Raw genomic sequence first — 24,743 nt, forward strand, 5'->3', positions numbered from 1 at the left:
TCCTTAACCGAATCTGGCGGATAAAGATGCCATGACCCGTCCCAAGGACCCATCCATGACCGCCGGCACCCACATGGCCTCCGAGATCGCGGAGGCACCCGAAGCCTTCCGCCGCGCCGCGCTGCTCGAGCCCGGCCCTGCGCCCGCGCCCTGGCGCGCCGCCTACACCATCGCGCGCGGCTCCTCCGACGCCGCCGCCGCGATCCTCGCCTACGAGTTCATGCGCGAGAGCGGCCGTCCCGCGACCTCGCTGCCGCCTTCCGTCTTCTCTCTGGGCGAAGGGGTGGCGCTGGGCGATTCCCTCGTCCTCGTCATCTCCCAGTCGGGGGCGAGCGACGACCTCGTCCGCTCCGCGCGCGGCGCGCGCGCCCAAGGCGGCCTCGTCATCGCCATCACCAACGTCCCCGGCTCACCCGTGGAGCACGAGGCGCAGACCTGCCTTCCCATCGGCGCCGGCCCCGAGAAGGCCGTGCCCGCCACCAAGACCGTCGTCGGCGCCGTGGGCGCCGGCACCGCGCTCCTCGGCGCCTTGGTCCCCGACTATGCCTCCCGCGCCCGCGCGAGCGCCGATGTCGTGGCTAGCGCCGGCCGCCGTCCCCATCCCCGCGCCACCGAGCTGCGCGACGCCCTGACCAAGGCCCAGGGCGTCTACGTCGTCGGCCGCGACACCGGCTTCGGCGCCGCTCAAGAGATCGCGCTCAAGCTCAAGGAGTGCTGCGCCCTCCACGCCGAGGCCTATTCCGCCTCCGAGGTCCTGCACGGCCCCCTGCAGCTCGTGGCCGAGGAGGACCTGATCGTCCTCCTCCTCGACACCGGCCATCCCGAGACGCGCGAGAGCCTCGACGTGGCCCAGGCGCGCTTCCGCGACCATGGTGCGGAGGTCCTCCGGGTCTCGCCGGCCGACGTGGGTGCCGGTGACCTCACCCCCGCCGCCGCCGCCGCGCTGCTCCTCTGCCTCCTCTATCCGGTCGTGCGCGAGACGGCGCTCGCCCGTGGCCACGACCCCGACGCGCCCAAGGCGCTCTCCAAGGTGACGCGCACGACATGACCCTGACCGAGACCCGCACCTGGGCCGAGATCCAGCAGCAGCCCACCCTGTGGGAGGACTGGGCCCGGACCCCACACCTTGCCAATGCCCGCGCCTGGATCGCCTCGCTCGGTCCTCGGGAGGTCTGGCTCTGCGGCGCCGGCACCTCCGCCTATATCGGCGACATCGTCGCCTCCGGCCTGGAGGGGCAGGGGCTTCGACTGCGCTCCATCCCCACGACCGACATCGTGAGTCGCCCGCGCGCCTACCTTCCCACCGACGCGCTGGTCGTCCACTTCGGCCGCTCCGGCGACTCGGCCGAGTCGGTGGGCCTCCTCGACGCCCTCGACGCGCTCTCGCCCGCGACGCCGCGCCTCAACGTCACCTGCAACCCCAAGGGCCAGCTCGCCACCCGGCCCGCGCCGGGGCCCTGGTTCTCGCTCGTCCTGCCCGAGGCCGCCCACGACGCGGGCTTCGCCATGACCTCGAGCTTCTCGACCATGCTGCTGAGCGCGCTCGCCCTCCTGGCGCCCGAGGGCGCTGGTCCCGTTCCCGCCCTGGCTGCCCGCCTGCGCTCGCTACTGCGCCTCTACGCCGCCGAGGCCGGGGCCGCCCGCACGCCGCAGCGCCTCGTCTTTCTCGGAGCCGGCCCCCTGGCCTTCGCCGCCCGAGAGAGCGCGCTCAAGGTGATGGAGCTGACCGCCGGCGCGATTCCCTGCCTCTGGGACAGCACGCTCGGCTTCCGCCACGGCCCCAAGAGCTTCGTCCAGGGCGCGACCGACATCGTCCTCCTTCTGTCGCCCGATCCCCACGCCGCGCTCTACGACCACGACCTCGCGGCCGAGCTGCGGTCCCAGTTCCCCGCCTCGCGCGTTACGACAATCGGTCCTGGCGGCAACCTCGACGTTCCCATGCCCGAAGGGGCCGCCTGGGGCGCGGCCCTCGTCGTGCCCTACGCCCAGATCCTCGCCGCGACCCTGTCCGACCGGCTCGGGCTCAAGGTGGATGATCCGTTCGAGGGCCAGGGGACGCTGTCCCGCGTCGTCCAAGGCATCCAATTGCATCCGGTGACCCCATGAGCGCCATCCTCCAGGACGTGATCGCCCGCAACCGCGCGGGGGCTCGGGCGGCCATCCCGTCCGTCTGCTCCGCTCATCCCGAGGTGATCGAGGCCTCCCTGCGCCTCGCCCGCCAGCTCGGCCGTCCCATCGTGGTCGAGGCTACCTCGAACCAGGTGAACCAGGATGGCGGCTACACGGGCCAGACGCCGGCCGATTTCGTGGCCATGGTCCACAAGCTCGCCGACAAGGCCGGCCTCGACCGCGCCGCCGTCGTCCTTGGCGGCGACCACCTCGGACCGCAGGCCTGGCGGAGCCTTGCTCCCGAGGAGGCCATGGCCAAGGCCGACGCCATGGTCCGCGCCTATGCCAAGGCAGGTTTCACCAAGATCCACCTCGACTGCTCCGAGGGCTGCGCGGGCGAGCCCGCCCAGCTCACCGACGCCGAGACCGTGCCACGTGCGGCCATCCTCGCGCGGGCGGCCGTGGAGACGGTCCCCGGTGACCGCCTCCTCTTCGTCGTGGGCACCGAGGTCCCGCCGCCGGGCGGCGCGCGCCCCGGCGACCAGGGCATCACGCCCACCTCTCCCGAGGCGGCCCGGGCCACCCTCGATGCCCATATGGAGGCCTTCCGCGACCTTGGTCGCATCGGCGGCCTCGTGGTCCAGCCCGGCGTGGAGTTCGGCGCCATGGAGGTCCACCACCTCCCGATGGACCGCGACCCGGGCCTGCGCGAGGCCGTCGCCCACCACGAGGGCGTCGTGCTGGAGGCCCACTCCACCGACTACCAGCGCCCCGAGGCCTTCCCCCGCCTCGCGGAGCTCGGCTTCGCCTTCCAGAAGGTCGGCCCCGCCCTGACCTTCGCCTGGCGCGAGGCGGCCTATGCCCTCGACTCCCTCGCCCAGATCGCCGGGTGGATCGACCGGGACCTGTCGGAGTCCATGGAGATCGTCATGCTCGCCGACCCGCGCCACTGGCAGCGCCACCTCGATCCCAAGGCCGGGGAGCTGCGGGTCCAGCGCCACTTCTCTTACGCCGACCGCATCCGCTACTACTGGCCCAAGCCCGAGGCGCAGGCCGCGCTCTCCCGTCTGCGCGCCGCGCTCCAGGGCAAGCGCCTGCCCGACCCGCTCCTCCGTCAGGGCTTCTGCCCCGCCGTCCTCGATCGGGCCGAACCGCTGCGCGCCCAGTTCTCCCCGGCCGATGCCCTTCTCCAGGCCAGCGTCCAGGAGGCGCTCGCCCCTTATCTCTTCCCCGACGCATGACCTGGATCACCCCGGATCGCCTCTTCGACGGCGAGCGCTTGCACGAGGGCCTCGCCCTCCGCCTCGATGCTGGCCGCGTGATCGACCTCGCGCCGAGGGACCCAAGAATGGACGCGAAGGTCGTTCCTGGCCTCGTCACTCCCGGCTATGTCGACCTTCAGGTGAACGGCGGAGGGGGGGTGCTGCTCAACACCGAGCCGACCGTCGCCGGCATGGAGGCCATCGCGAGCGCCCATCGCCGCCTCGGCACCGTGGCGATCCTTCCCACCCTCATCACCGACGCGCCGGAGGTCATGGACCGCGCCGTCGATGCGGCGCTCGCCGCTCGAGGGCGTCCGGGGATCATCGGCATCCACCTTGAGGGCCCACACATCTCGGTCGTCCGGCGCGGCACCCACGCCGCCCGCTTCATCCGCCCTCTGGACGAGCGCACCCTCGCCGCCGTCCGACGCCTGCGCGAGGGCGGCGTCCCCGTCCTCCTGACCCTCGCGCCAGAGGCGACCTCCCCGGGCCAGATCGCCGAGCTGGACCGGATGGGGGTCGTGGTCTCGCTCGGGCACTCCGACGCGACGGCCGAGCAGGCCCGTGCCGCCCTGGCCGAGGGGGCCCGGACCTTCACCCGACCTCTTCAATGCCATGTCGCCGCTGACCCATCGCGCCCCGGGCCTGGTCGGGGCGGCGCTGAGCTCCGGGGTTCCCGTGGGCCTCATCTGCGACGGCATCCATGTCGTGGACGACGTGCTGGCGCTGGCCCTTCGCGCACGCCCGGCGCCGGACCTGTTCTATGCGGTGTCCGACGCCATGCCCACCGTCGGAGGCCCGGATCATTTTCGCCTCTACGACATGGACCTGAGGGTCGAGGACGGCCGGCTCGTCAACCCCGAGGGCAGCCTCGCCGGCGCGCATGTCACGATGGCCGAGAGTGTCGCCCGCCTCGTGACCCGGGTGGACCTCTCACCAGAGGCCGCGCTTCGGATGGCCGTGACCGTGCCGTCTGGCCTCCTCGGCCGCCAAGACCTCGCAACGGTCGAAGGCCGCGATGCTGCCGACCTCCTGGTGCTCGACGATGGGCTGGCTGTGGCAGGCACCGTGGCGGGCTTGGCCTGAGCGACGTTTCGCCGACCAGCGTGCCCTCCCGAAGGCCTGATTTCGCTAGGTCAACTGCCTCAGTTATGACATGATGCAACCAGGGGATGTTTGATCGCGCAGGTGTGGAGCGCAGTTGTGGGTCTTGGCCTGGCCCGTGGAAGCTTATGTGGTTGGAGGTTCAATGCAGTTCGAGCGGCGCATGACGGTAGTAGGCAGTGGCATCTTCGAGACGCTTGACGCGCTCCTCGATGCTCCTTTCGCGCTGTGCTCGGTGGTGACCGACTCCGAGGGCCGCCCGATGGACTACCGGTTCCTCCGCGCGAGCGGCTGCCTCGAGGAGGTCCTCGGCGCCGGAGCCCTGGAAGGGCGCACCGCCCGCGAACTCGCCTCCCATCTGGATAACGCCTGGGTCGAGACCTTCGGCCGCGTCGCGCTCGACCGGACCGCCGTGCGCTTCACCCAGCGCGCCGACGCCACAGGGAGGGACTACGAGGTCTTGGCCGCTCCGCTCGATCCGCCCGGCTGCTTCGCCGTGACCTTCCGGGACGTGACCCGGAGCCGCGAGCACGCCGCGGCGCTCGATCATGCCCAGCGCCTGCTCCGGGAGCTCGGACATAGGGTGATGAACAGCTTCGCCTCGATCTCCGCCATCCTGGCCATGGAGGCGCGCGCCGCGCCACCCGAGGGACGCGGGGCGCTCAAGCGCGTCCAGGGCCGCGTGCAGGCCCTCGCGGCCCTCTATCGCCGTCTCGACGGGGCGCCCGAGATGGAGAGCACCGAGGTCGGGGGATACCTGGCCGGCAACGTGCAAGGCTTCCGCAGCGCCTTCGCCGCCGATCTGGACATCCGTTGCGACCTCCCGCCGACGACGCTCCCGACCCGGACCGCGGTTCCTCTGGCCCTGATCCTGAACGAGATCCTGACCGATGCCGCAGCCCAGGCCGTCGAGGTCGGGCATTTCGGCATTCGGGTCTCGCTCCACAGGGAGGGAGATTCCTGCCGGCTCGTCGTCGAGCATGGGGGCGCCGCCATGACCGAGGGAAGCGTCGGTCGCAGCCTTGCCGCGGCCTTCGCGGCCGAGCTCGGCGGCGAGCTTGCCAGCGAGGCGATTCCCGGCGGCGTCCGCACGATCGTCGCCTTCCAAGTCTGAGAGGGGCGATCCGCCCGGAACCCCGGTCTCCGGAAACCCCGGTGGACCTTCGCGGCTTGTTCCTCTAAACCCTTTTCCGCCCGGGTGACGCGGGCGGCAACCGGAGTGCTCTGCATGAAGATCGCGATCCTGGGCGGCGACGGCTTCGTGGGCTGGCCCACCTGCCTCCACCTGTCGAACGCGGGCCACGAGATCCACATCGTGGACAACCTCAGCCGCCGCTGGATCGACACCGAGCTCGGAGTGCAGTCGCTCACGCCCATGGATTCGATCCAGGAGAGGTGCCGCATCTGGAAGGAGGTGACGGGGCGGAAGCTCCAGTTCCACTTCCTCGACATCGCCAAGGAGTACGAGCGCTTCAAGGCCTGGCTCCAGGAATACGAGCCCGACGCCGTGATCCACTTCGCCGAGCAGCGCGCCGCGCCCTATTCGATGAAGTCGGACCGCCACAAGGTCTACACGGTCAACAACAACGTCAATGCGACGCACAACGTCCTGGCCGCGCTGGTCGAGACCGGGATCGACGCGCACCTCGTCCACCTCGGGACGATGGGCGTCTACGGCTACTCCACCATCGGCGCCGCGATCCCGGAGGGCTACCTGCCGGTCGGCATCGAGACCCTGTCGGGCGAGACCGTGGAGCAGGAGATCCTGTATCCGACCCGCCCCGGCTCGGTCTACCACATGACCAAGAGCCTCGATCAGATCCTGTTCCAGTTCTACGCCCAGAACGACGGCCTGCGGATCACCGACCTGCACCAGGGGATCGTCTGGGGCACGCACACCGACCAGACGCGGCTGCATCCGCAGCTCGTCAACCGCTTCGACTATGACGGCGACTATGGCACGGTGCTGAACCGCTTCCTGATCCAGGCGGCCATCGGCTACCCGCTGACCGTCCACGGCACCGGCGGCCAGACCCGCGCCTTCATCCACATCCAGGACTCGGTCCGCTGCATCGAGCTGGCGCTCCAGGACGCCCCCAAGCGGGGCGAGCGGGTCCGCATCTTCAACCAGATGACCGAGACCCACCGCGTCCGCGACCTCGCCGAGCTGGTCTCGCGCCTCACGGGGGCTGAGATCGCCTACCTTCCCAACCCCCGCAAGGAGGCCGAGGAGAACGAGCTGATCGTCAAGAACGACCAGTTCCTCGCGTTGGGGCTCAACCCGATCACGCTCCAGGACGGCCTGCTGACCGAGGTCGTGGAGGTGGCCAAGAAGTTCGCCCACCGTATCGACCGCTCGCGCGTGCCCGCGGTGTCGGCCTGGACCAAGGACCTCGCCGCCCGCGTGGACCGCGATCCCGAGCATCGGGCGCTGCGCACTGCGTCGTGAGAGTGGCGCTCGACCACTGCGTGATCCACGTCTCGGACTGGAATCGGTCCAACATGTTCTACCGCGACGTGGTAGGGGCCGAGGTCGTGCCGCGCGGCGCGGGGTTCGTCTATCGCTGGGGGAGGCAGCAGCTCAACTGCCATGGCCCCGGCGTGCGGGCCGAGCCCCTGGCCCGGCTCCCCGTCCAGCCCGGCAACAGCGACCTCTGCTTCGCTTGGGACGGGACGGTTGAAGAGGCCCGGGCCCACCTCGCCACCTGCGGCGTGGCGGTCGAGCTCGGCCCGGTTCCCAGGCAAGGCGGAAGAGGGGAGGGGACAAGCCTCTACTTCCGCGACCCAGACGGCTCCCTCCTCGAATTCATCGTCTATCCGTGACCGCCCACGCCTACGTCACCCTCGTGACCAACGCCGACTTCGCGCGCGGTGCGGCGGCGCTGCTGCGCTCGCTCACCCTGACCGGCACGGGCGCCGACCGGGTGGTGCTGCATACGGGTGGCGTGCCGGACGGTGCGCTGGCCCCCCTCGCCGCCCAGGGCGCGCGGCTGGTGCGGGTGGACCTCCTCCCCACTTCGCCCGAGTTCAACGCCGCCCATGCCAAGGACCGCATCCACGGCCTGAACCCCTTCACGAAGGGCACCAAGCCGCCGTTCCACACTCCGCTCGACAACTTTGCCAAGCTTCGCCTCTGGCAGCTCCCCTACGAGCGGGTGGTGTTCCTCGATGCCGACACGCTGGTGCTCCGCAACATCGACAGGCTCTTCGATTATCCCGAGCTCTGCGCCGCCCCGAACGTCTACGAGAGCTTGTCGGACTTCCACCGCATGAACTCCGGCGTCTTCACCGCACGCCCCTCGCCGGCCACGTTCGAGCGCCTCCTCGCCCAGCTCGACACCCCCGGCGCCTTCTGGAAACGCACCGACCAGACCTTCCTCCAGCACGCCTTCCCGGACTGGCACGGCTTGCCGGTCATCTACAACATGCTCCAATACGTCTGGTTCAACATGCCGGGCCTCTGGGACTGGAGCGACATCCACGTCCTTCACTACCAATACGAGAAGCCCTGGGAGCCTCATGCCAAGGCCGACCGTCTCCGACCCCTGATCGATCTCTGGCAAGCCTTCGCGGGCGACGGCCCTGTGCCGGACCTGTCCACCATGCCGAGACCCTAGGGTGCATGCCGGCACGCACCATCTGACCGAGGCGGCAAGCAGCGCGTGCCGGCATGTCGCCTGCATAGGATTTCTTTATCGGGCTTCGTTCGGTTCGTCCTGTCAGGCTGGGGTTCATTGGAGCGAGTGGAGGCCCGACCGCCGATCCGAGGCAACGCGGGCGGCCCAGCCATGAGGATCGCCCTGACCGGCGCCACGGGCCTTGTCGGCCAGTTCATCGCGGCCCGTATTCTAGCGGCCGGTCACGACCTCGTTGCCCTCGGGCGCCGGCCCTCGCCCTGGGGCGGCACCCATCGCCCCTGGGGCCTGGGCGAGCCAGCACCTCTCGCCGGCTGCGACGCGCTGGTGCATGCCGCCTTCTACCACGTCCCCGGCCGCTATCGGGGCGGCGAGGGATCGGACCCCGAGGGCTTCCTGCACCAGAACCTCGACGGCACTCTCCGTCTCTGGGAGGAGGCGCGCGGCCGTCCCGTCGTCTTCCTTTCGTCTCGCGCCGTCTACGACGGTCTCTCTCCCGGCGCGCTCCTCACCGAGGGTCTTCGCCTCGCTCCCGACAGTCTCTACGGCCAAGTCAAGCTCGCCGCCGAGGAGGCGCTCCACGCGCAGGGTGGCACGAGCCTCCGCGCGACCGGCGTCTACGGACCCCCCGCACCCGGCCAGCGCCACAAGTGGTCCGACCTCTTCGAGGCCTTCGCCCGCGGCGATCCGCTGCCTCCCGCCTGTGGCACCGAGGTCCATGGGGCCAACCTCGCCCGCGCCGTCCTCCTGCTGCTCGGTGCCGCGTCAGGTCCCTACAACTGCTCCGACCTCCTCCTGGACCGCCACGACTTGCTTGCGCGCTGGTCGCGCATCGCCGGAATCCCGGGCCGTCTGCCCGAGCGGGCCGAGAGGACGCCCAACGTGATGGATTGCACCCGCCTGCGCTCCCTCGGATGGACCCCGGGTGGCGAGGCCGCGCTCGACTCGACCCTACGTGGGATGGCCGGGGGCAGCCCGGCCTGACATGGGCGACTTGCGCTCAGTCCCGCCCGAAGAGACCCTTCAGCGCCCCGCCGAGGAGACCCGTCACGGAAGGCCCCTCCCGCCCCAGGAAGGGCAGCGGCCGGCAGACCTCGATCGCCGCAATTCCCACCCGGGCCGTGAGGGCACCGTTGACGACCCCCTCCCCGAACCTGCGCGAGAGGCGCGACAGCACCGTCCCCCCGGCCACCCCGTGGATCAGGTCGTCCCCGACCGCCACCGCGCCGGTCGCGACGAGATGGGTCATCACGCTGCGGACCAGGCGCCAGGATTCCAGCGTCCCGGAGCGCCCGCCGTAGATCTCGGCCACCCGCCGGATCATCCGCAGATTGGCGCCCAGGGCCGCCGCCACGTCCGCGAGAGGCAGAGGCACCACGGCCGTCACCGCCGCAACCTGCCGCGCCGCGCCTGCGACCTCCCGTTCAGCGGCCACGTCCAAGGGCCCGAGCAATTCCGCCTCGGCAAGCCGCAGGAGGCCGTCCGCGTCGAACACCTCGCCCGCCCGCTCCCTCAGTCGCGCGGCGTTCCAGCGCAGGCCATCCCGTCCGGCATAGATGTGCTGAAGGCGCTCCACGACCGTGCGCGCTTGCCCGAGGCTGCCCGTGGCCAAGGCCCCCGCCGCCTCGCGCTGGACCTCGTCGATCCGTGCCAGCCTTCGGATCGCCAGCACCTCCCGCCCTGCGATGGCCAGCGCCACGACGCAAAGGCCCAGGAGCAGGGCCGTCGCGACTCCGCCCAGCACCGGGTGCCGCTCCAGAAGGTCCGTCACCCATTCCCAGGCCGCCACCGAAAGCGCGAAGAGAAGGAAGCTTCCCAGGAGCGACCAGAACCAGGCCCCGAGCCGCGACTTGGGCCGGGCCGCGATCCGCATGGCCCGCTCCATCGCCGGAGGCGCCCCGAAAGTCCCCGCCTCCGGAACCGGCGGGGCCACCTCGGGCGCGAAGGGGACGGCGTCCTCCACCTCGATCAGCACCGGCCCGCGGGGTCTGTCCTCGCTCACAACTCGTCTCCGATCAGGAACTCGGCGGCCTTGTCGAGCCGGATATGGGGTGGCCCCTCGCCTGGGCGCAACGTCAGCGGGGCTGGCGCGAACTCCCGCACGGCATAGTCCTGCAGGGGCCAGCCCTCGGCGCCCGCCCGCGCGGGCGCGAGGAGACGACCGGGGTCCTCCGGCAAGTCGCCTGGATGCAGCGCCACCTGCCTGCCCGTGCCGTCGAGGCGTCCTCGAACGACGTCCACCATCTCGCCCCCATGCTCGATCCGGTCCTCGACGGTGGTGCGGAGGCTTGCGATGGCCATGGCCTCCGTCTCCGCTCCCGCGAACTCTGCCCGGTCTCGCGCCTCGCGAAGCAGGGCCTCCGTCAGCGCGGCCAGCCTGCCATGCTGCGAGTGGTGCAGATGGTCCGCCTTGGTGGCCGCGAAGAGGATCCTCTCGACCCGCCTCTGTCCGAGGAGCCGCGCGAGCCAGGCGTTCCGTCCCGGGCTGAAGGCCGACAGGATCTCCGCCATCGCCTGCCGCAGGTCCTCGAAGGCCCGGGGCCCGCGTCCGAGCGCGCCCAGCACGTCCACCAGCACCACCTGCCGGTCGATCCGGGCGAAGTGCTCGCGGAAGAAGGGCGTCACGACGAGCCGCTTGTAGGCCTCGAAGCGCCGTTCGCTCTCGCGCCAGAGGCTCCCCCGCTTGGCATCCGCCACTGGCGGCAGCGGCGCGAAGGTCAGCGCGGGCGAGCCCTCCATGTCCCCTGGAAGGAGAAATCGCCCCGGCGTGCAGTCCGAGTAGCCCGCGTCCCGGGCCGCCCTGAGATGCGCGGCATAGGCTTCGGCGAGCCCCTTCAGCTCGACCTCGTCGAGGGGGGCCCCGAGGTCGAGAGCCTTGAGGCGCGCCAGGAACTCCTCCGCCCCCGGCCGTGCCTGTGCCTTGGCGAGGGCCCGCACGGACCACTCCGTGAAGTCCTTCTCCAGGAGGCTCAGGTCGAGCAGCCACTCGCCCGGATAGTCCACGATGTCGAGGTGCAGCGTCCGTGGTCCCGACAGCCCGCCCAGAAGCCCCGTCGGCGCGAGCCGGAAGGAGAGGCGCAACTCGGAGACGCGCCGCGTCCCCTCCGGCCAGCGCGGCTGGGGTGAGGTCAAGGCCGCGAGGTGCTCCTCGAAGGCGAAGCGAGCCACGTCGTCATCGGGCTGCGGCTGGAGCCAGGCCGCCTGGATGCGTCCCTCGGCCGCCGCGCGAAGCTGGGGCATCCGGCCCCGGTCCATGAGGTTGGCGACCAGCGAGGTGATGAACACCGTCTTGCCGGCCCGCGACAGGCCGGTGACGCCCAGCCGGATCACGGGGTCCCTGAAAGGGGAGGTCATCGCCTCGGCCATGTTGCGCGTGGCGTCCCAAGCGCCCGTCGTGAGCGAGCCGATCATTCCGTCCTCCGGTTCGGGAGGAACATAGGGAGTCGCCCGGGCGAGCGGTAGGGCAGGGGCGTCACGCCCTTGGATGCGCCTTTTCGTAGACTTCGAGGAGGTGCCCGGCCTCCACGGCCGTGTAGCCCTGGGTGGTGGAGAGAGAGGCGTGCCCCAGAAGCTCCTGGATCGCCCGCAGGTCGCCGCCTGACGCCAGAAGGTGCGTCGCGAAGGAATGCCGCAGCGCATGGGGCGTTGCCGTCGCGGGAAGGCCGAGCCGCATCCGCGCCCGCTCCATCGCCCGCTGCACGAGGCGAGGGTTGAGCGGCCCGCCCCGCAGGCCCAGGAACAGCGGCCCGTCCTTGGTGATCGCATGAGGGCAGAGCCGGGTGTAATCGGCCACTGCCGCCCGGGCCGCCGGGAGCACCGGCACCAGCCGTTCCTTGCCGCCCTTGCCGGTGATCCGCAGGACCGCCGGCAGCTCTGCCAACGCCCCGGTGAGCCCCAGGGCCTCGGAGATGCGAAGGCCGAGCCCGTAGAGCAGCGTCACCACGGCGGCGTCCCGGGCAGCGACCCAGGGCTCGGATGGCTCGGCCTCCACCGCGTCGATCACGTCCCGCGCCGCCTGCGGGGCGAGAGGGCGCGGCAGGCGCGCCTTCCCCCTTGGCCCCTGGGCCGAGAGCGCGGCCGTGACATCGAATCCCTCCCGCTCCCCCAGCCAGCCGCAGAAGCCCCGCACCGCCGAGAGCCGCCGCGCCAGCGAGCGGGCCGAAGTCCCGCGCGTCCTCTCGTGCGCCATGAAGGCGCGGAGGTCCGAGACGGTGAGCCGGCCGACTCCCGCCACTCCCTCCGCCCCGCCGTTGTGGGCGGCGAGGAAGGTCAGGAACCCTGCTACGTCGGCCCGATAGGCCTCGACCGTCTTCCCCGAATAGCCCCGCCGCGCCCGGCCCTGGGCCAGCCAGTCCTCGAGCGCCTGCGCGAGCTGGGGAGCGATCATCCCAGGAAGCGGCGCAACGCCCGCTCGGTGACGGCGCCCAGGAAGGCCAGGAGGTCCGTCCCGTGCTGGGGCTGGAAGTGCCGCTCGTCCTGCGACCCCATGACCAGCATCCCCACGTCCTCGCCGAGGTCGAGCCTCAGGCAGGCCTCGGACCGGATGTCGTCGCCGTGGACCGTCGCATAGCCCAAGGGGCGCAGCACCACGTTGCGGGCGGGGCCACCGCGATAGCCGCGCATGTAGGTCTCGACGAAGCCCCTTGGCTCCATCACGAGGACGCTGTCCAGCCGCTCGATCCCGTCCTCGCCGTCGGCATGGTCCGATTCGATGATCAGGTGCAGCGAATCGATCCTCAGGATCGCCTTCACGTCATCGCCGAGGTCCCTCAGGAAGGTTTCGAAGCGCTGGGGCTCCAGCATTCGCAGCACCGCCCGCTGGATCTGCGCCGTGCCGGCCACGTTGTCGTAGGCCGCCGCGATCACTGACCGGTGCGTGTCCTCGAGCCGGTCGAGCCGCGCTTCCAGCCGGTCCATCGCGATTCCGCGCATATCCACGATGTTGGGGCCCATGGCCCTCTCGTTGGCGCCGACGAGGACCCGCATGATGTCCTTGTCGTCGAGGAGGACCGCCGGGTCCGCCATGATGGTCTCCCGGACCTTGGGGTCCATGAGGGGGCCGCTGCTCATTGCCTGTCACACTCTTGAGGTTGGTGTTCGGGCGGCAGACTAGCAGCCTGTTGGCGACGGGCCAGCGATGGCGCATGGCCCCTTGCTGCGGCGGTCCGAATCGTGGCCTTCCGGCCAAGGTGAAGGCTGTGGCCGGAATCCTTGCCCTTGTGGCCAAAATAGAACATATCAGGAACCAGGCCCCCGGAGGACCCGTCATGCCCAAGGCCCGGACCAAGCGCATCGCCCCCGCCCCCTTGCCCGGCGGGCCCGAGGATCTGGGCGATCCCTTCGGTCTCGATTCGATGGAGGTGCCCCGAGGAGCCGACCGCGCTGGCCGAGGAGCCTGCCGAACTGGCGGAGGAAGGTGCCGCGCCGCCGGTGTGGCGGATGGCCGAGCCTGTCTTCGAGGACCGCGTCCCGGCGGGCGAGCGTGTCGGCATCCTGCCGCTCGGCGCGCTGGACCGGCTCCTCGACTACAAGGCGCCCGAGGGCGGCTGCTCGCCCGGCGCCTTCGTCGAGGTGCCGCTCGGCCCCCGCAAGATCGTGGGCGTGGTCTGGGGTCCCGGGACCGGCGAGGTGCCGGAGGCGCGGCTCCGGCCCGTGGCCCGCATCCTCGATGCCCCGCCGCTCCGCGCACCGATGCGCGAGTTCCTGGGCCGCGCCGCCGACTACACGTTGACGCCGCTTCCCGCGATGGTCCGGCTCGCCACCCGCGCGCCCGGGCTGACCGAGGGGCAGGTGACGCACAACGTCTATCGCCTGGGTCCGCGCGAGGCCGGGCGCATGACCGATGCCCGCACCCGCGTCCTCGCCGTCCTGCGCGACTTCCCCGACCGGAGCTTCACCCTGGGCGAACTCGCCTCGCAGGCCGGAGTGGGGACGGCCGTCATCAAGGGCCTCGTCACGCAAGGGGCCGTGGTCGAGGAGGAGGCGCCGCGCGACAGGCCCTATCCGGTGCTGGACCTCGGCGCTCCTGGCGTGCCGCTGACGCCGGACCAGATGCTGTCCGCCGCCGCGCTTCGGATCGGGGCCGAGGCGCATACCTACAACACGACGCTGCTCAAGGGCGTGACCGGCTCGGGCAAGACCGAGGTCTACCTTGAGGCCGTGGCCGAGACGCTGCGGCAGGGGCGGCAGGCGCTGGTGCTGCTGCCGGAGATCGCGCTGACCGGCGCCTTCCTCGCCCGCGTGGAGCATCGCTTTGGCGCCCCGGCGGCCGAGTGGCACTCGGGCATGACGCAGACCGAGCGGCGGCGGCTCTGGCGCATGGCGGCGACCGGGGGCGCGTCCCTTGTGGTCGGCGCGCGGTCGGCGCTGTTCCTGCCCTTCCGCGACCTCGGCCTCGTCGTCGTCGACGAGGAGCACGACACCTCCTACAAGCAGGAGGACGGCGTCCTCTACAACGCCCGGGACATGGCGGTGCTGCGCGCCTCCATCGAGAAGTCGCAGGTGATCCTTGCCTCCGCGACCCCTTGCCTCGAAAGCTGGTACAACGCCCAGACCGGGAAATACGCGCGCCTGACGCTGCCCGCGCGCGTGGGCCTCGCCGTGCTGCCGACCGTCAAGGCCGTGGACATGCGGCTTGAGGAAGTCACGCGCGGAAACTGGGTGGGGCCGACGCTGACCGAGGCGGTCGCGCAGCGGCTGGAGCGGGAGGAGCAGTCGCTCCTCTTCCTGAACCGCCGGGGCTATGCGCCGGTCACGCTCTGCCGGTCCTGCGGGCACCAGCTCGGCTGCCCGCATTGCGACGCGCGCCTCGTGGAGCACCGCTTCATGCGGCGCCTGATGTGCCACCAGTGCGGCGAGACCTTCCCGATGCCCGTGGCCTGCCCGGACTGCGGGGCCGAGGGCAAGCTCGCCCCAGTGGGCCCGGGCGTGGAGCGGCTGGCCGAGGAGGTCGCGGCGCTGTTCCCGACGGCGCGGACGGCGGTGCTGTCGTCGGACCTCTACGGGTCCGCGAAGTCGCTCAAGGAGGCCATCGAGCAGATCGCCGACGGGGCCGCCGACATCATCATCGGCACGCAGCTCGTGGCCAAGGGGCACAACTTTCCCAAGCTGACGCTGGCCGGGGTGATCGACGCGGACCTCGGGCTCTACGGGAGCGACCTGCGGGCGGCGGAGCGGACCTTTGCCCTGATGCGGCAGGTGTCGGGCCGGGCGGGGCGCGCGGACCGGCCGGGCGAGGCCCTGCTCCAGACCTACCAACCGCACCACCCGGTGATCCAGGCGATCCTCAAGGGCGACGACGAGGGCTTCTGGCGGGCCGAGCTCGACGGCCGCCGCATGGCCGGGATGCCGCCCTTCTCGCGCCTCGCCGGGATCATCCTGTCGTCGGAGGACGCGCAGGAGGTCATGGACAAGGCCGTCGAGATGGCCCGCCACAAGGACCCGCTCACGAAGATCGGCGCCGAGGTCTGGGGTCCCGCGCCCGCGCCCATCGCGCGGGTCCGTGGACGGCATCGGGTACGCCTGCTGGTCAAGGCCGACCGGACGGCGCCGCTGCAGGACGCGCTCGCCCGCTGGGCGGCGCAGTTCCGGTTTCCCTCGGACCTGCGACTGACGATGGATATCGACCCGCAGAGCTTCATGTGAGGACGGGCCGTGTCGGACACCACCTTCATCCTGGGCTTCCTCGCGGCGACGCTCCTCCCGGCGCTTCTCGTGGCTTCGCTGGTCCGGCGCTGGGCCAAGGGCGTCGTTCGGCTCGTGATCGCGGCGGCGCTGGTCCTCGGGGTGGCCCGGCTCGGGATGGGCGCCTTCGTGTCCCGGGCGCTTCCTGACCTCGGGATGCCGATGGATTGAAGGGGCGGCCCCTGCCAGCGGGCCATGGGCGCACCTATATCTGCGCCGACACAGAGGAGTCGCCGCATGTTCAGCCTCTTTCCTTCCGACAAGACCCGCATGATCTCTCCCGAGGAGGCGCTGCCGGGCCGTGACCGGCCGATCCCCACCGCCGACCGCCATGCCGTGCTGGGGACGCCCATCGGCCTCGACGTGCCCGAGGGGATGGAAGTCGCCGTCTTCGGCATGGGCTGCTTCTGGGGCGTGGAGCGGATGTTCTGGAAGCTGCCGGGCGTCCATTCGACGATGGTGGGCTACGGCGCCGGCTACACGCCGAACCCGACCTACGAGGAGGTCTGCACGGGCCGTACCGGCCACAACGAGCTCGTCCGCGTGGTCTACGACCCCAAGGTCACCTCCTACGAGGACCTGCTCAAGGTCTTCTGGGAGGGCCATGACCCCACTCAGGGGATGCGGCAGGGCAACGACCGGGGCACGCAGTATCGCTCGGGCATCTACGTCTTCAACGAGGCGCAGCGCGAGGCGGCCGAGCGGACCAAGACGGCCTTCCAGGAACGCCTTCGGTCGGCCGGCTACGGTGCGATCACGACCGAGATCGTGGATGCGGGACCCTTCTACCTCGCCGAGGACTACCATCAGCAGTACCTCCATAAGAACCCGCGTGGCTACTGCGGGGTCGGCGGGACCGGAGTGACCTGCCCGATCGGCGTGGCGGTCTGAGTCTCCACGCCTCAGGTTGACCGGACCCGGGACGCGGCCTAGGCCCTCTGCCAAGGAGGGCCTGGCCATGATGTATTCCGCGATCACCACCACCAAGGGGCTCGCCCCGGCCCAGGCCCTGGCCGAGGCTGTCGAGGAGCTGGACCCGCCGCCCTTCGCCGTGGGGCATTTCGAGATCGAGGACGGCTCGGGCCTCTTCGAGATTGGCGCGCATTTCGAGGAGGAGCCCGACGGGATCGTGCTGGACCTCCTGGCGGCCGTGCATGGGGCCAAGCCCTTCGTCGTCTCCGAGGTGCCGGACGTGGACTGGGTCGCCAAGGTCCGCCGCGACCTGCCCCCGGTCGAGGCGGGGCGCTTCTTCCTCCACGGCTCGCACGACGCCGACAAGGTGCCGCCGGGCCGGGTGCCGCTGCTGATCGAGGCGGCGATGGCCTTCGGGACCGGGCACCATGGCACGACGCTCGGCTGCCTGCGCGCCATCGACCGGCTGGAAGCGGAGGGCTTCCGGCCGCGCAACGTGGCCGACGTGGGGGCGGGCACCGCCGTCCTCGCCATGGCCGCCGCGCAGGCCTGGCCCGAGGCCGATCCGGTCATCGCCGGTGATATCGACCCGGTGGCGGTGGAGACCGCGCGCGCGAACCTCCAGGCCAACGACCTCGGGCACCGGGTCGCCTGCGTCGAGGCGGCGGGCCTCGACGCCCCCGAGTTCCGGACGGCCGCGCCCTTCGACCTGATCCTCGCGAACATCCTCAAGGGGCCGCTGATCGAGCTCGCTCCCGACGTGGCTGCCGCCACGGCGCCGCGCGGACGGGTGATTCTCTCGGGCCTCCTACGTGAGCAGGCGGCGGATATCGTGGAGGAATATTCTCGTTTCGGCATCAATGAGATTGAAAGAGATGAAATTGGAGATTGGGCTACGCTGATCTTAATGAATGAAGGCAAAACCTAGGCTGGAATGGGGGTTTATGGCTGAATTGCCTTGATGGTTCCATATTGACCGGGTAGGTTTATACGTAATCAGTTCGTGCCACCATAGGTTGCATTTCGGCAAAGCGGTCCCAGAACATGTCCCAGACCACCTTCGATCAGCGCGTCTCCAAGATCGACGACAAGCACCGCCTCCTGTCCGAGGGGGCGACGTATCGCGTCGGCCCGGACGGGCTCATCGTCGCCGTTCCGCAGCGACGCTTCGTGCCTCGCTTCCCGATGCGGGGACTCGCCCTGCTGCTGGGCGGAACGTTCGTCTTCAAGGCGGCGCTGTTGGTCGCTTCCGGCGAAGGAACCTACCATGGTCGTCTGAGCGAGCTTGCCAAGGGCCAGCCGGTCGAGCGGGTGATGGCCTGGGTCATGCAGCCCGATCCCGTGACCCGCCTCATCGCGAGGGGGATGGACATGGTCGTTCACGCCGGGGTCGCCGAACGGTCCTGACGCGGCGGCGCCCAGCGGCGCTGGCCTCCGTTCCTGCTTTGTGCTAGCCCGGCCTCCAGGCGGGCAGGTCAGGCGGAAGGGGCGGCGATGCGGGTGATGGGGATCGACCCTGGCCTCCAGAACATGGGCTGGGGCGTGATCGAGGTGGACGGGGTGCGCCTCCGTCATGTCGCCAACGGCATCGTCCATTCCGGGAACGGCGAACTGGCCGAACGTCTCCTGCGGCTCTACGAGCAGATGCGCGCCATCGTGGCCGAGCAGGCGCCCGACGCGGCCGCCGTGGAGCAGACCTTCGTCAACAAGGACGCGGCGGGGACGCTGAAGCTCGGGCAGGCGCGGGCGATCGCGCTCCTCGTGCCGGCGCAGGCGGGCATCCCCATCGGGGAATACGCGCCGAACGCCGTGAAGAAGGCCGTGGTCGGCGTCGGCCACGCGGCCAAGGCGCAAATCGACCACATGGTGCGGCTGCACCTTCCGGGGGTGAGCCTTGCGGGTCCAGACGCGGCCGATGCCCTGGCCGTCGCGATCTGCCATGCCCATCATCTCCAGTCCGCGACTCATCTGACCGCCGCCATCGCCAAGGCCGAGGACAAGGCGCTCGAGGACAAGGCCAGGACCGCGCGGGCCGATCTGGCGCGGGCGATGAAGAGGGTCGGGCGATGATCGGGCGCGTGGCGGGGCGGCTGCTGTATCGGGCCGGGGACCACGTGCTCATCGACGTGAGGGGCGTAGGCTATCTCGTGCATGTCTCCGAACGGGTCCTGGCAGGGTTGCCACGCAACGGCGAGGCCGTCGCGCTGTTCACCGAGCTTCAGGTGCGCGAGGACGGCTGGACGCTGTTCGGCTTCCCGACGCTGGTGGAGAAGGAATGGCATCGGCTGCTCCTGACCGTGCAGGGGGTGGGGGCGAAGGTGTCGCTGGCGCTGCTGGGGGCGCTCGGGCCGGACGCGCTGGGGCGGTCCATCGCGCTCGGCGACTGGGCGACGCTGGCGCGGGCCAAGGGGGTCGGGCCCAAGACGGCGCAGCGCATCGTCAACGAGCTGCGGGATAAGGCGCCGGCGGTGATGGCCATGGCGGGGCTGATCGGGACGACGGCCGTCACGACGCACGAGCTGGAGCCCGACGAGGTGCAGGTCGTGGAGGTCGAGGCCGCGCCGGCGCCCAAGGCCGCGCCGCGCCGCAAGGCCGAGAACGGGCAGGGGATGGCGCAGGCCGAGGCGCTCTCGGCGCTGGGGAACCTGGGCTACGCCCCGGGCGAGGCGGTGCAGGCGGTGGCGCAGGCGGCCGAATCGCATCCCCAGGCCGGGACGCCGGAGCTGATCCGCGCGGCGCTGCGGCTTCTCGCGCCCAAGGAGTAGAGAGGGGTGGTCCGGTTTAACCTCCTGCTGCGGGATGCGGGCATCGAGCCGGCGAGCGTGGCGATGTTGCTCCACAACACCACGCTCCAGCCTTTGCGGACGCTGATGCCGACACTTTGGAGCGACAGGCCTGATCTCCTGGACGCCTATCAGGCGACGCATGCCGAGCAGGTCGAGGCGACGCTCAGGACGCGGCGCTTCGTTGCGAGCTTTGCTCCATTGACCGATGCGCGTCACCTGTTCCTGGGCCTGTTCGAGGTGCATGGCTTCGAGGAACTGCCCGTCGAGCGAATCTATGCGGATCCCCGCTACGAGGAGTTGGAGCGGGTCTACGGCGCCGTGGACACGACTCTGGCGAACAATCGTCCGCGCGTCACGCAGTGGCGCTTCGACCTCCGACCCGTCGAGGCACTGTCCGATCTGCGCGGGCGCCTCATCATGCCCACTCCGCCGGGACGCGGCTATCGACGGTTGGCGGAGAACCTCGACGCCCCTGTTCTCGCCATCCTCGAGGCCCCCTTGGGCGAGGCACCCGTGCCGGACTGGCGCGAATTGATCGTGACGGCCGCGCAGGTGCGTGGCTTTCCCTGCGCATGGGCAGCAAACCTGGCCCAGTGGCGTGGCATCTACCTCATCGTGGACGAGTCCGATGGGGCCCGCTACGTCGGTTCGGCCTATGGCGGGACGAACCTGCTTGGCCGCTGGCGGGCGCACGTCGCGGGGGAGAGGGGCGTCACCGCCGAGCTCCGCCACCGCGATCCGGGCCGCTTCCGCTTCTCGATCCTGGAGCGCGTCTCGCCCGACATGCCGGCCGAGGAGGTCATCCGCCTGGAGCAGACCTGGATGGAGCGGCTCGACACGCGCCGCTTCGGGCTGAACGCCGGCGGCGCCCGAGCGCGCGACGGGCTAGCGGAACGCATCGTGAACGACTAGGTTGACGGCATGAGCAACGCCCTTCTCCGACCCGACCCCAGCCCGAGGACATGAGCGACAAGGCGCTGCGCCCGCAGATGCTGTCGGAGTTCATCGGGCAGCACGAGGCGCGGGCGAACCTGCGCGTGTTCATCGAATCGGCCAAGATGCGCGGCGAGGCGATGGACCACACGCTGTTCTACGGGCCGCCGGGCCTGGGCAAGACGACGCTCGCGCAGATCATGGCGCGGGAGCTGGGGGTGGGCTTCCGCATGACCTCGGGGCCGGTGCTGGCCAAGGCGGGGGACCTCGCGGCGATCCTGACCAATCTGGAAGCGCGGGACGTGCTCTTCATCGACGAGATTCACCGGCTGAGCCCGGTGGTCGAGGAGGTGCTGTATCCGGCGCTGGAGGACTTCCAGCTCGACCTCGTGATCGGGGAGGGGCCGGCGGCGCGGACGGTGCGGATCGAATTGCAGCCCTTCACGCTGGTGGGCGCGACGACGCGGCTCGGGCTGCTGACGACGCCCTTGCGCGACCGTTTCGGCATTCCCACGCGGCTCGAATTCTATACGGTCGACGAGCTCTACGAGATCGTCGTGCGGAACGCCCGGTTGCTCGGTGCCCCGGCCGAGCCCGAGGGCGCGCGGGAGATCGCGACGCGGGCCCGGGGGACGCCGCGGATCGCGGGGCGGCTGCTGCGGCGCGTCGTGGACTTCGCCATCGTGGAGGGCGACGGGCGCGTGACGCGGGAGATCGCGGACCGGGCTCTGAACCGGCTGGGCGTGGACAAGCTGGGCCTCGACGGCGCGGACCGGCGATACCTGCGGCTCATCGCGGAGAGCTACCTTGGCGGGCCGGTGGGGGTGGAGACGCTCTCGGCCGCGCTGAGCGAGGCGCGGGACGCCATCGAGGAGGTGATCGAGCCCTACCTGCTCCAGCAGGGGCTCATCCAGCGGACTCCGCGCGGGCGGATGCTGACGCAGGCGGCGTTCCGGCACCTGGGCATGGAGGTGCCGAAGGGGCAGGGAGACCTGTTCGGGTGACGGGCGGGGCATCGGTGGCTTTCGGTTGTGATTCGTAGCCAGGATGCCAGAGAAAGCTTAACGGTTTCCGATAGCTGCGAGCGTTGCGTCGGGGTCCGAGGATTCGCTTGGATGTGGCGCCGTGGCCACGGGCTCGGCAGGTCGGATCGAAGGCGAAGGCGAAGGCGGACCGGCCGCTCGCCGCCGGGTGGCGTCCCCCGCGCGGCTTGGACAGGAGGAAGCTCGGACGCCGTCGGGAGCATGGTTCCAGCGAGCGAGCCGCAGGTCGCGCGTCAGCCCACCATGTCGGGGACTTGTGATCCATGCCGCTGAAGCGGTGTGCTGACGCTCGTCCTGCGACTCGCCGGGCCGACCCGGCGTTCGCGGAAAGGGACCGCCGGGCGCCTCGGCTTGCCGTCCCGGGAAGGGCAGGGGCATAGTCCGGGCCGGGAGGAGCCACGGATGCCACGCACGGATGCCCTGGGCGCCATCGGGAACACGCCTCTGGCGAGGCTCTCGCGGCTCGTGCCCGAGGGGTCGGCCGAGGTCTGGGTGAAGCTGGAAGGGCAGAACCCGACCGGGTCGCAGAAGGACCGGATGGCGGTGTCGGTGATCCTGCGGGCGCTGGAACGGGGCGCGCTGCGGCCCGGCGAACGGGTGGTCGAATACACGGCGGGCAGCACGGGCATGGCGCTCGCCTTCGTCTGCGCGGTGATGGGGCTGCGCTTCACGGCCGTCTCCTCGGATGCCTTCTCGCCGTCCAAGCTCAAGTCGATGGAGGCCTATGGGGCCGAGGTGCTGATCGAGCCCTCGAACGGCGAGGGGATCACCCCCGCCCTGATCGCCCGGATGCGCGAGAGGGCCCATGCGCTCGGGCGCGAGCCGGGGCACTTCTACGCCGACCAGTTCGGCTCGCCGGACGTGCGGGCGGGCTACGAGGGGCTGGGCCGCGAGATCGCGCGGCAGGTGCCCGGGGGGCCGGACCTCCTCGTCGCGGCCGTGGGCACGGGGGCGAGCCTCATGGGGACGCTCGACGGGCTCGAATCGGAGGGGCTGCGGCTCGAGGCGGTGGCGCTGGAGCCGCTGCAGTCGCCCTTCCTCACCACCGGCAAGGGCGGGCCGCACAAGGTCGAGGGGGTGGGCGTGGGCTTCGCGCCGCCCTTCCTCGACCTGGCGCGGCTGCGGGAGGCGAGGGCCGTCGACCAGGAGAGGGCCTTCGAGACCTGCCGCCGGCTCGCGCGCGAGGAGGGGATCTTCGCGGGGGGCTCGACGGGGCTCAACGTCGCGGCGGCGCTGGACCTCGCGGCCGAGCTGGGGCCGGGGCGGCGGGTCGTCACCTTCGCCTGCGATTCGGGATCGAAGTACCTGGGCGGCCCGATCTATGGCTGAGGGGGCCGTCCATCTCTTCCGCTGCCGCGTCTACTACGAGGACACCGACCTCGCCGGGGTGGTCTACTACGCCAACTACCTGAAGTTCATCGAGCGCGCCCGGACCGAGTGGGCGCGGGAGGCCGGGATCGACCAGGGGCGGTTGAGGGCGGAGCAGGGCGTGGTGTTCGCGGCGCGGCGGGTCGAGGCGGATTATCTCGCCCCCGCGCGATTCGACGACCTGCTGGAGGTGCGGACCGTGCCGGAGGGAGGCAGCGGGGCGCGGCTGGTCCTCGTGCAGGAGGTCTGGCGCGAATCGGAGCGGCTCTTTGCCGCGCGGGTGACGCTGGTGGCGATGGACGGGGCCGGGCGGCCTCGGCGGATTCCCGCGGGGATGCGCGGCGGCTCGGGCTGAGGCGCATGGAGCCGGGGGCGGGCCGCGAGGACACAATTCGCGCTCCCCGGCGCGGAGGCGGTTGGCATCGGCGCCGTCTCTGAGTTATCCCCATGCCCCAAGCGCGCCCTCGAGTGGCGGCAGGCGGCAGAGACAGGCTCATGGACGCGACGACCGATTTCTCGATTTGGGGGCTGTTTGCCCAGGCGACCTTTGCGGTTCAGGTGATCATGTTCGGGCTTCTTGGGGCCTCGGTGTGGTGCTGGGCGGTGGTGGTGGACAAGCTGATCCAGTACCGCCGCGCGCGGCGGGAGGCGGCGGTGTTCGACCGGGCCTTCTGGTCGGGGGAGCCCTTGGACGGGCTCTTCGAGCAGATCGGGCCGCAGCCCAAGGGGCAGAGCCAGCGGGTGTTCGCGGCCGGCATGATCGAGTGGCGGCGCTCGCACAAGCAGGACGGCGGGCTGATCGCCGGGGCGCAGAGCCGGATCGACCGCTCGATGGACGTGGCCATCGCCAAGGAGGCCGAGAGGCTCCAGCGGGGCTTGGGGGTGCTGGCCACGGTGGGCTCGACGGCGCCGTTCATCGGGCTCTTCGGCACCGTCTGGGGGATCATGAACGCCTTCATCGGCATCGCCAACACGCATGACACCAACCTCGGCACCGTGGCGCCGGGCATCGCCGAGGCGCTGCTGGCCACCGGGCTCGGGCTCCTGGCGGCCATCCCGGCGGTGATCTTCTACAACAAGCTCTCGGGCGACGCGAACCGCATCGTGGGCTCCTACGAGGCCTTCGCCGACGAGTTCTCGACCATCCTGTCGCGCCAGCTCGACGCGGCGGCCTGAGCCATGGGCGCGGGGGTCATGAAGGGGGGCGGCCCGGGCGAGCACCGCCGCCGCCGCGCGCGGGGCCGGGCGCAGCCCATGGCCGAGATCAACATCACCCCCTTCGTGGACGTGATGCTGGTGCTGCTGATCATCTTCATGGTGGCGGCGCCCTTGATGACCGTGGGCGTGCCGGTGGAGCTGCCGCAGACGGCGGCCCGCGCCCTGCCCATGGACGAGGAGGAGCCCCTGACCGTCACGGTGACGGAGGACGGGCTCATCCTGATCCAGACCAGCGAGGTGCCGGAGGCCGAGCTGGTGCCGCGCCTCCGGGCCATCGCGGCCGAGCGGGCCAGCACCCGCATCTACCTGCGCGCCGACGGCAAGAACGCCTGGACCCGCGTGGCGCAGGTGATGGGCGCGCTCAACGCCGGAGGCTTCTCCGACATCGGCCTCGTGACCGACGCGGGGGGCCCCGAAATGGGCGCCGCCGCCACACCCGAGGGCTGACGCCCAGCCATGACACCCGGGGGATACATCTCGGCCGCGGGCCACACGCTTCTCATCGCGTGGCTGCTGTTCGGCTGGGGACTCGACAGCGAGCCCCTGGACTTCCAGGTGACCGAGGTGACGGCCGTCTCGGGGGCCGAGTATGCGGCGCTGGTCGCGCGCAGCTCGCCCGATGCGGCGGCCCAGCCGACCGAGGCGCCCGAGCCCCCGCCCGCCGAGGAGGCCCCGGAGCCGCCCGCGCCG

The 24,743-nt window shown here is 71.1% G+C and carries 27 protein-coding genes and 1 pseudogene; 23 read left to right on the forward strand and 5 right to left on the reverse strand.

Annotation, left to right across the window (positions count from 1 at the left end; all coding sequences use genetic code 11):
• The first annotated feature begins 55 nt into the window (after positions 1 to 55).
• The 3 genes from RUMESO_RS12505 to RUMESO_RS12515 are packed head-to-tail and all read left to right on the forward strand — an operon-like array spanning position 56 to position 3,350.
• Positions 56 to 1,048, forward strand: coding sequence for an SIS domain-containing protein (locus RUMESO_RS12505; RefSeq protein ID WP_037280663.1), 993 nt, complete (start codon positions 56 to 58; stop codon positions 1,046 to 1,048).
• Positions 1,045 to 2,106, forward strand: coding sequence for an AgaS family sugar isomerase (locus RUMESO_RS12510; protein WP_037280665.1), 1,062 nt, complete (start codon positions 1,045 to 1,047; stop codon positions 2,104 to 2,106). Before RUMESO_RS12505 ends, RUMESO_RS12510 begins: the two co-directional genes overlap by 4 nt.
• Complete coding sequence (locus RUMESO_RS12515) at positions 2,103 to 3,350, forward strand: class II D-tagatose-bisphosphate aldolase non-catalytic subunit (protein WP_037280667.1); 1,248 nt, start codon at positions 2,103 to 2,105, stop codon at positions 3,348 to 3,350. The genes RUMESO_RS12510 and RUMESO_RS12515 overlap by 4 nt, the downstream gene beginning before the upstream one ends.
• Here the strand turns inward: RUMESO_RS12515 and RUMESO_RS27220 are convergent.
• Entirely contained in the window at positions 3,329 to 3,748 is a 420-nt protein-coding gene (locus RUMESO_RS27220; RefSeq protein ID WP_245639262.1) for a hypothetical protein, read from the reverse strand. The genes RUMESO_RS12515 and RUMESO_RS27220 overlap by 22 nt on opposite strands.
• Before the next feature lie 238 nt (positions 3,749 to 3,986).
• Here RUMESO_RS27220 and RUMESO_RS27225 point away from each other — a divergent pair, with 238 nt between their 5' ends.
• From RUMESO_RS27225 to RUMESO_RS12545, 6 genes are all read left to right on the forward strand, one after another.
• The gene (locus tag RUMESO_RS27225) at positions 3,987 to 4,457 is read left to right on the forward strand and encodes a hypothetical protein (RefSeq protein ID WP_245639263.1); all 471 of its coding nucleotides are present in this window, start codon (positions 3,987 to 3,989) and stop codon (positions 4,455 to 4,457) included.
• Positions 4,458 to 4,620: 163 nt separating this feature from the next.
• Positions 4,621 to 5,589 carry a sensor histidine kinase gene (locus RUMESO_RS12525; RefSeq protein WP_037280670.1) on the forward strand — a complete coding sequence of 323 codons (969 nt, stop codon included), beginning with the start codon at positions 4,621 to 4,623 and terminating at the stop codon, positions 5,587 to 5,589.
• Between the two features lie 114 nt (positions 5,590 to 5,703).
• On the forward strand, positions 5,704 to 6,924 hold the full coding sequence (locus RUMESO_RS12530) for an NAD-dependent epimerase/dehydratase family protein (RefSeq protein ID WP_037280672.1): 1,221 nt from the start codon (positions 5,704 to 5,706) through the stop codon (positions 6,922 to 6,924).
• Entirely contained in the window at positions 6,921 to 7,298 is a 378-nt protein-coding gene (locus RUMESO_RS12535; RefSeq protein ID WP_037280674.1) for a VOC family protein, read from the forward strand. Before RUMESO_RS12530 ends, RUMESO_RS12535 begins: the two co-directional genes overlap by 4 nt.
• Positions 7,295 to 8,092, forward strand: a complete 798-nt coding sequence (locus RUMESO_RS12540) for a glycosyltransferase (protein ID WP_245639264.1) — start codon at positions 7,295 to 7,297, stop codon at positions 8,090 to 8,092. Before RUMESO_RS12535 ends, RUMESO_RS12540 begins: the two co-directional genes overlap by 4 nt.
• A 171-nt stretch (positions 8,093 to 8,263) precedes the next feature.
• Positions 8,264 to 9,094 carry an NAD-dependent epimerase/dehydratase family protein gene (locus RUMESO_RS12545; protein ID WP_037280714.1) on the forward strand — a complete coding sequence of 277 codons (831 nt, stop codon included), beginning with the start codon at positions 8,264 to 8,266 and terminating at the stop codon, positions 9,092 to 9,094.
• A 16-nt stretch (positions 9,095 to 9,110) separates the two neighbouring features.
• On the opposite strand, the gene RUMESO_RS12550 is transcribed toward RUMESO_RS12545, so the two are convergent.
• The 4 genes from RUMESO_RS12550 to RUMESO_RS12565 form a co-directional block, all read right to left on the reverse strand.
• Positions 9,111 to 10,112, reverse strand: a complete 1,002-nt coding sequence (locus tag RUMESO_RS12550) for a YcjF family protein (protein WP_037280678.1) — start codon at positions 10,110 to 10,112, stop codon at positions 9,111 to 9,113.
• Positions 10,109 to 11,521: a YcjX family GTP-binding protein gene (locus tag RUMESO_RS12555; protein ID WP_037280679.1), complete on the reverse strand. Its 1,413-nt coding sequence runs from the start codon at positions 11,519 to 11,521 to the stop codon at positions 10,109 to 10,111. The genes RUMESO_RS12550 and RUMESO_RS12555 overlap by 4 nt, the downstream gene beginning before the upstream one ends.
• A gap of 61 nt (positions 11,522 to 11,582) precedes the next feature.
• Complete coding sequence (locus tag RUMESO_RS12560) at positions 11,583 to 12,497, reverse strand: tyrosine recombinase XerC (protein WP_037280681.1); 915 nt, start codon at positions 12,495 to 12,497, stop codon at positions 11,583 to 11,585.
• Positions 12,494 to 13,180 carry a DUF484 family protein gene (locus tag RUMESO_RS12565; protein ID WP_037280683.1) on the reverse strand — a complete coding sequence of 229 codons (687 nt, stop codon included), beginning with the start codon at positions 13,178 to 13,180 and terminating at the stop codon, positions 12,494 to 12,496. The genes RUMESO_RS12560 and RUMESO_RS12565 overlap by 4 nt, the downstream gene beginning before the upstream one ends.
• A 369-nt stretch (positions 13,181 to 13,549) precedes the next feature.
• Here RUMESO_RS12565 and RUMESO_RS12570 point away from each other — a divergent pair, with 369 nt between their 5' ends.
• From RUMESO_RS12570 to RUMESO_RS12635, 14 genes and pseudogenes are all read left to right on the forward strand, one after another.
• Positions 13,550 to 15,754, forward strand: coding sequence for a primosomal protein N' (locus RUMESO_RS12570; RefSeq protein ID WP_037280685.1), 2,205 nt, complete (start codon positions 13,550 to 13,552; stop codon positions 15,752 to 15,754).
• 9 nt (positions 15,755 to 15,763) lie between these two features.
• Complete coding sequence (locus RUMESO_RS12575) at positions 15,764 to 15,964, forward strand: hypothetical protein (protein ID WP_037280687.1); 201 nt, start codon at positions 15,764 to 15,766, stop codon at positions 15,962 to 15,964.
• Between the two features lie 66 nt (positions 15,965 to 16,030).
• On the forward strand, positions 16,031 to 16,684 hold the full coding sequence (msrA, locus tag RUMESO_RS12580; protein ID WP_037280689.1) for a peptide-methionine (S)-S-oxide reductase MsrA: 654 nt from the start codon (positions 16,031 to 16,033) through the stop codon (positions 16,682 to 16,684).
• A gap of 67 nt (positions 16,685 to 16,751) precedes the next feature.
• Positions 16,752 to 17,633, forward strand: coding sequence for a 50S ribosomal protein L11 methyltransferase (locus tag RUMESO_RS12585; RefSeq protein ID WP_037280691.1), 882 nt, complete (start codon positions 16,752 to 16,754; stop codon positions 17,631 to 17,633).
• A gap of 116 nt (positions 17,634 to 17,749) precedes the next feature.
• On the forward strand, positions 17,750 to 18,112 hold the full coding sequence (locus RUMESO_RS12590; protein ID WP_037280693.1) for a hypothetical protein: 363 nt from the start codon (positions 17,750 to 17,752) through the stop codon (positions 18,110 to 18,112).
• A gap of 87 nt (positions 18,113 to 18,199) precedes the next feature.
• Entirely contained in the window at positions 18,200 to 18,775 is a 576-nt protein-coding gene (ruvC, locus tag RUMESO_RS12595; RefSeq protein ID WP_051521292.1) for a crossover junction endodeoxyribonuclease RuvC, read from the forward strand.
• The gene (gene ruvA / locus RUMESO_RS12600) at positions 18,772 to 19,470 is read left to right on the forward strand and encodes a Holliday junction branch migration protein RuvA (RefSeq protein WP_037280695.1); all 699 of its coding nucleotides are present in this window, start codon (positions 18,772 to 18,774) and stop codon (positions 19,468 to 19,470) included. Before ruvC ends, ruvA begins: the two co-directional genes overlap by 4 nt.
• A 6-nt stretch (positions 19,471 to 19,476) precedes the next feature.
• Complete coding sequence (locus RUMESO_RS12605; protein WP_051521293.1) at positions 19,477 to 20,403, forward strand: GIY-YIG nuclease family protein; 927 nt, start codon at positions 19,477 to 19,479, stop codon at positions 20,401 to 20,403.
• 50 nt (positions 20,404 to 20,453) lie between these two features.
• On the forward strand, positions 20,454 to 21,428 hold the full coding sequence (gene ruvB / locus RUMESO_RS12610; RefSeq protein WP_051521294.1) for a Holliday junction branch migration DNA helicase RuvB: 975 nt from the start codon (positions 20,454 to 20,456) through the stop codon (positions 21,426 to 21,428).
• Between the two features lie 441 nt (positions 21,429 to 21,869).
• Positions 21,870 to 22,796, forward strand: a complete 927-nt coding sequence (locus tag RUMESO_RS12615) for a PLP-dependent cysteine synthase family protein (protein WP_037280697.1) — start codon at positions 21,870 to 21,872, stop codon at positions 22,794 to 22,796.
• Entirely contained in the window at positions 22,789 to 23,190 is a 402-nt protein-coding gene (gene ybgC / locus RUMESO_RS12620) for a tol-pal system-associated acyl-CoA thioesterase (RefSeq protein WP_037280699.1), read from the forward strand. The genes RUMESO_RS12615 and ybgC overlap by 8 nt, the downstream gene beginning before the upstream one ends.
• A gap of 140 nt (positions 23,191 to 23,330) precedes the next feature.
• On the forward strand, positions 23,331 to 24,011 hold the full coding sequence (gene tolQ, locus RUMESO_RS12625) for a protein TolQ (protein ID WP_037280700.1): 681 nt from the start codon (positions 23,331 to 23,333) through the stop codon (positions 24,009 to 24,011).
• A 3-nt stretch (positions 24,012 to 24,014) separates the two neighbouring features.
• Entirely contained in the window at positions 24,015 to 24,500 is a 486-nt protein-coding gene (locus RUMESO_RS12630; protein ID WP_037280702.1) for an ExbD/TolR family protein, read from the forward strand.
• Positions 24,501 to 24,509: 9 nt separating this feature from the next.
• Positions 24,510 to 24,743: pseudogene (locus RUMESO_RS12635) on the forward strand (hypothetical protein); the annotation flags it as partial.

Origin of the sequence: Rubellimicrobium mesophilum DSM 19309 (assembly GCF_000600335.2) — a bacterium.
Lineage (GTDB): Bacteria > Pseudomonadota > Alphaproteobacteria > Rhodobacterales > Rhodobacteraceae > Rubellimicrobium > Rubellimicrobium mesophilum.

Excerpts from the sequence above, each read along its gene's own strand:
- RUMESO_RS12525 (WP_037280670.1), top strand. The coding sequence starts at position 4,621 with ATGCAGTTCGAGCGGCGCATGACGGTAGTAGGCAGTGGCATCTTCGAG.
- RUMESO_RS12590 (WP_037280693.1), top strand. The coding sequence starts at position 17,750 with ATGTCCCAGACCACCTTCGATCAGCGCGTCTCCAAGATCGACGACAAG.
- RUMESO_RS12565 (WP_037280683.1), bottom strand. The coding sequence starts at position 13,180 with ATGAGCAGCGGCCCCCTCATGGACCCCAAGGTCCGGGAGACCATCATG.
- ruvC (WP_051521292.1), top strand. The coding sequence starts at position 18,200 with ATGCGGGTGATGGGGATCGACCCTGGCCTCCAGAACATGGGCTGGGGC.
- RUMESO_RS12560 (WP_037280681.1), bottom strand. The coding sequence starts at position 12,497 with ATGATCGCTCCCCAGCTCGCGCAGGCGCTCGAGGACTGGCTGGCCCAG.
- RUMESO_RS27225 (WP_245639263.1), top strand. The coding sequence starts at position 3,987 with ATGTCGCCGCTGACCCATCGCGCCCCGGGCCTGGTCGGGGCGGCGCTG.
- RUMESO_RS12530 (WP_037280672.1), top strand. The coding sequence starts at position 5,704 with ATGAAGATCGCGATCCTGGGCGGCGACGGCTTCGTGGGCTGGCCCACC.
- RUMESO_RS12545 (WP_037280714.1), top strand. The coding sequence starts at position 8,264 with ATGAGGATCGCCCTGACCGGCGCCACGGGCCTTGTCGGCCAGTTCATC.
- RUMESO_RS12570 (WP_037280685.1), top strand. The coding sequence starts at position 13,550 with ATGGCCGAGCCTGTCTTCGAGGACCGCGTCCCGGCGGGCGAGCGTGTC.
- RUMESO_RS12510 (WP_037280665.1), top strand. The coding sequence starts at position 1,045 with ATGACCCTGACCGAGACCCGCACCTGGGCCGAGATCCAGCAGCAGCCC.
- RUMESO_RS12585 (WP_037280691.1), top strand. The coding sequence starts at position 16,752 with ATGATGTATTCCGCGATCACCACCACCAAGGGGCTCGCCCCGGCCCAG.
- msrA (WP_037280689.1), top strand. The coding sequence starts at position 16,031 with ATGTTCAGCCTCTTTCCTTCCGACAAGACCCGCATGATCTCTCCCGAG.
- RUMESO_RS12630 (WP_037280702.1), top strand. The coding sequence starts at position 24,015 with ATGGGCGCGGGGGTCATGAAGGGGGGCGGCCCGGGCGAGCACCGCCGC.
- RUMESO_RS12505 (WP_037280663.1), top strand. The coding sequence starts at position 56 with ATGACCGCCGGCACCCACATGGCCTCCGAGATCGCGGAGGCACCCGAA.
- ruvA (WP_037280695.1), top strand. The coding sequence starts at position 18,772 with ATGATCGGGCGCGTGGCGGGGCGGCTGCTGTATCGGGCCGGGGACCAC.
- tolQ (WP_037280700.1), top strand. The coding sequence starts at position 23,331 with ATGGACGCGACGACCGATTTCTCGATTTGGGGGCTGTTTGCCCAGGCG.
- RUMESO_RS12515 (WP_037280667.1), top strand. The coding sequence starts at position 2,103 with ATGAGCGCCATCCTCCAGGACGTGATCGCCCGCAACCGCGCGGGGGCT.
- ybgC (WP_037280699.1), top strand. The coding sequence starts at position 22,789 with ATGGCTGAGGGGGCCGTCCATCTCTTCCGCTGCCGCGTCTACTACGAG.
- ruvB (WP_051521294.1), top strand. The coding sequence starts at position 20,454 with ATGAGCGACAAGGCGCTGCGCCCGCAGATGCTGTCGGAGTTCATCGGG.
- RUMESO_RS12615 (WP_037280697.1), top strand. The coding sequence starts at position 21,870 with ATGCCACGCACGGATGCCCTGGGCGCCATCGGGAACACGCCTCTGGCG.
- RUMESO_RS12555 (WP_037280679.1), bottom strand. The coding sequence starts at position 11,521 with ATGATCGGCTCGCTCACGACGGGCGCTTGGGACGCCACGCGCAACATG.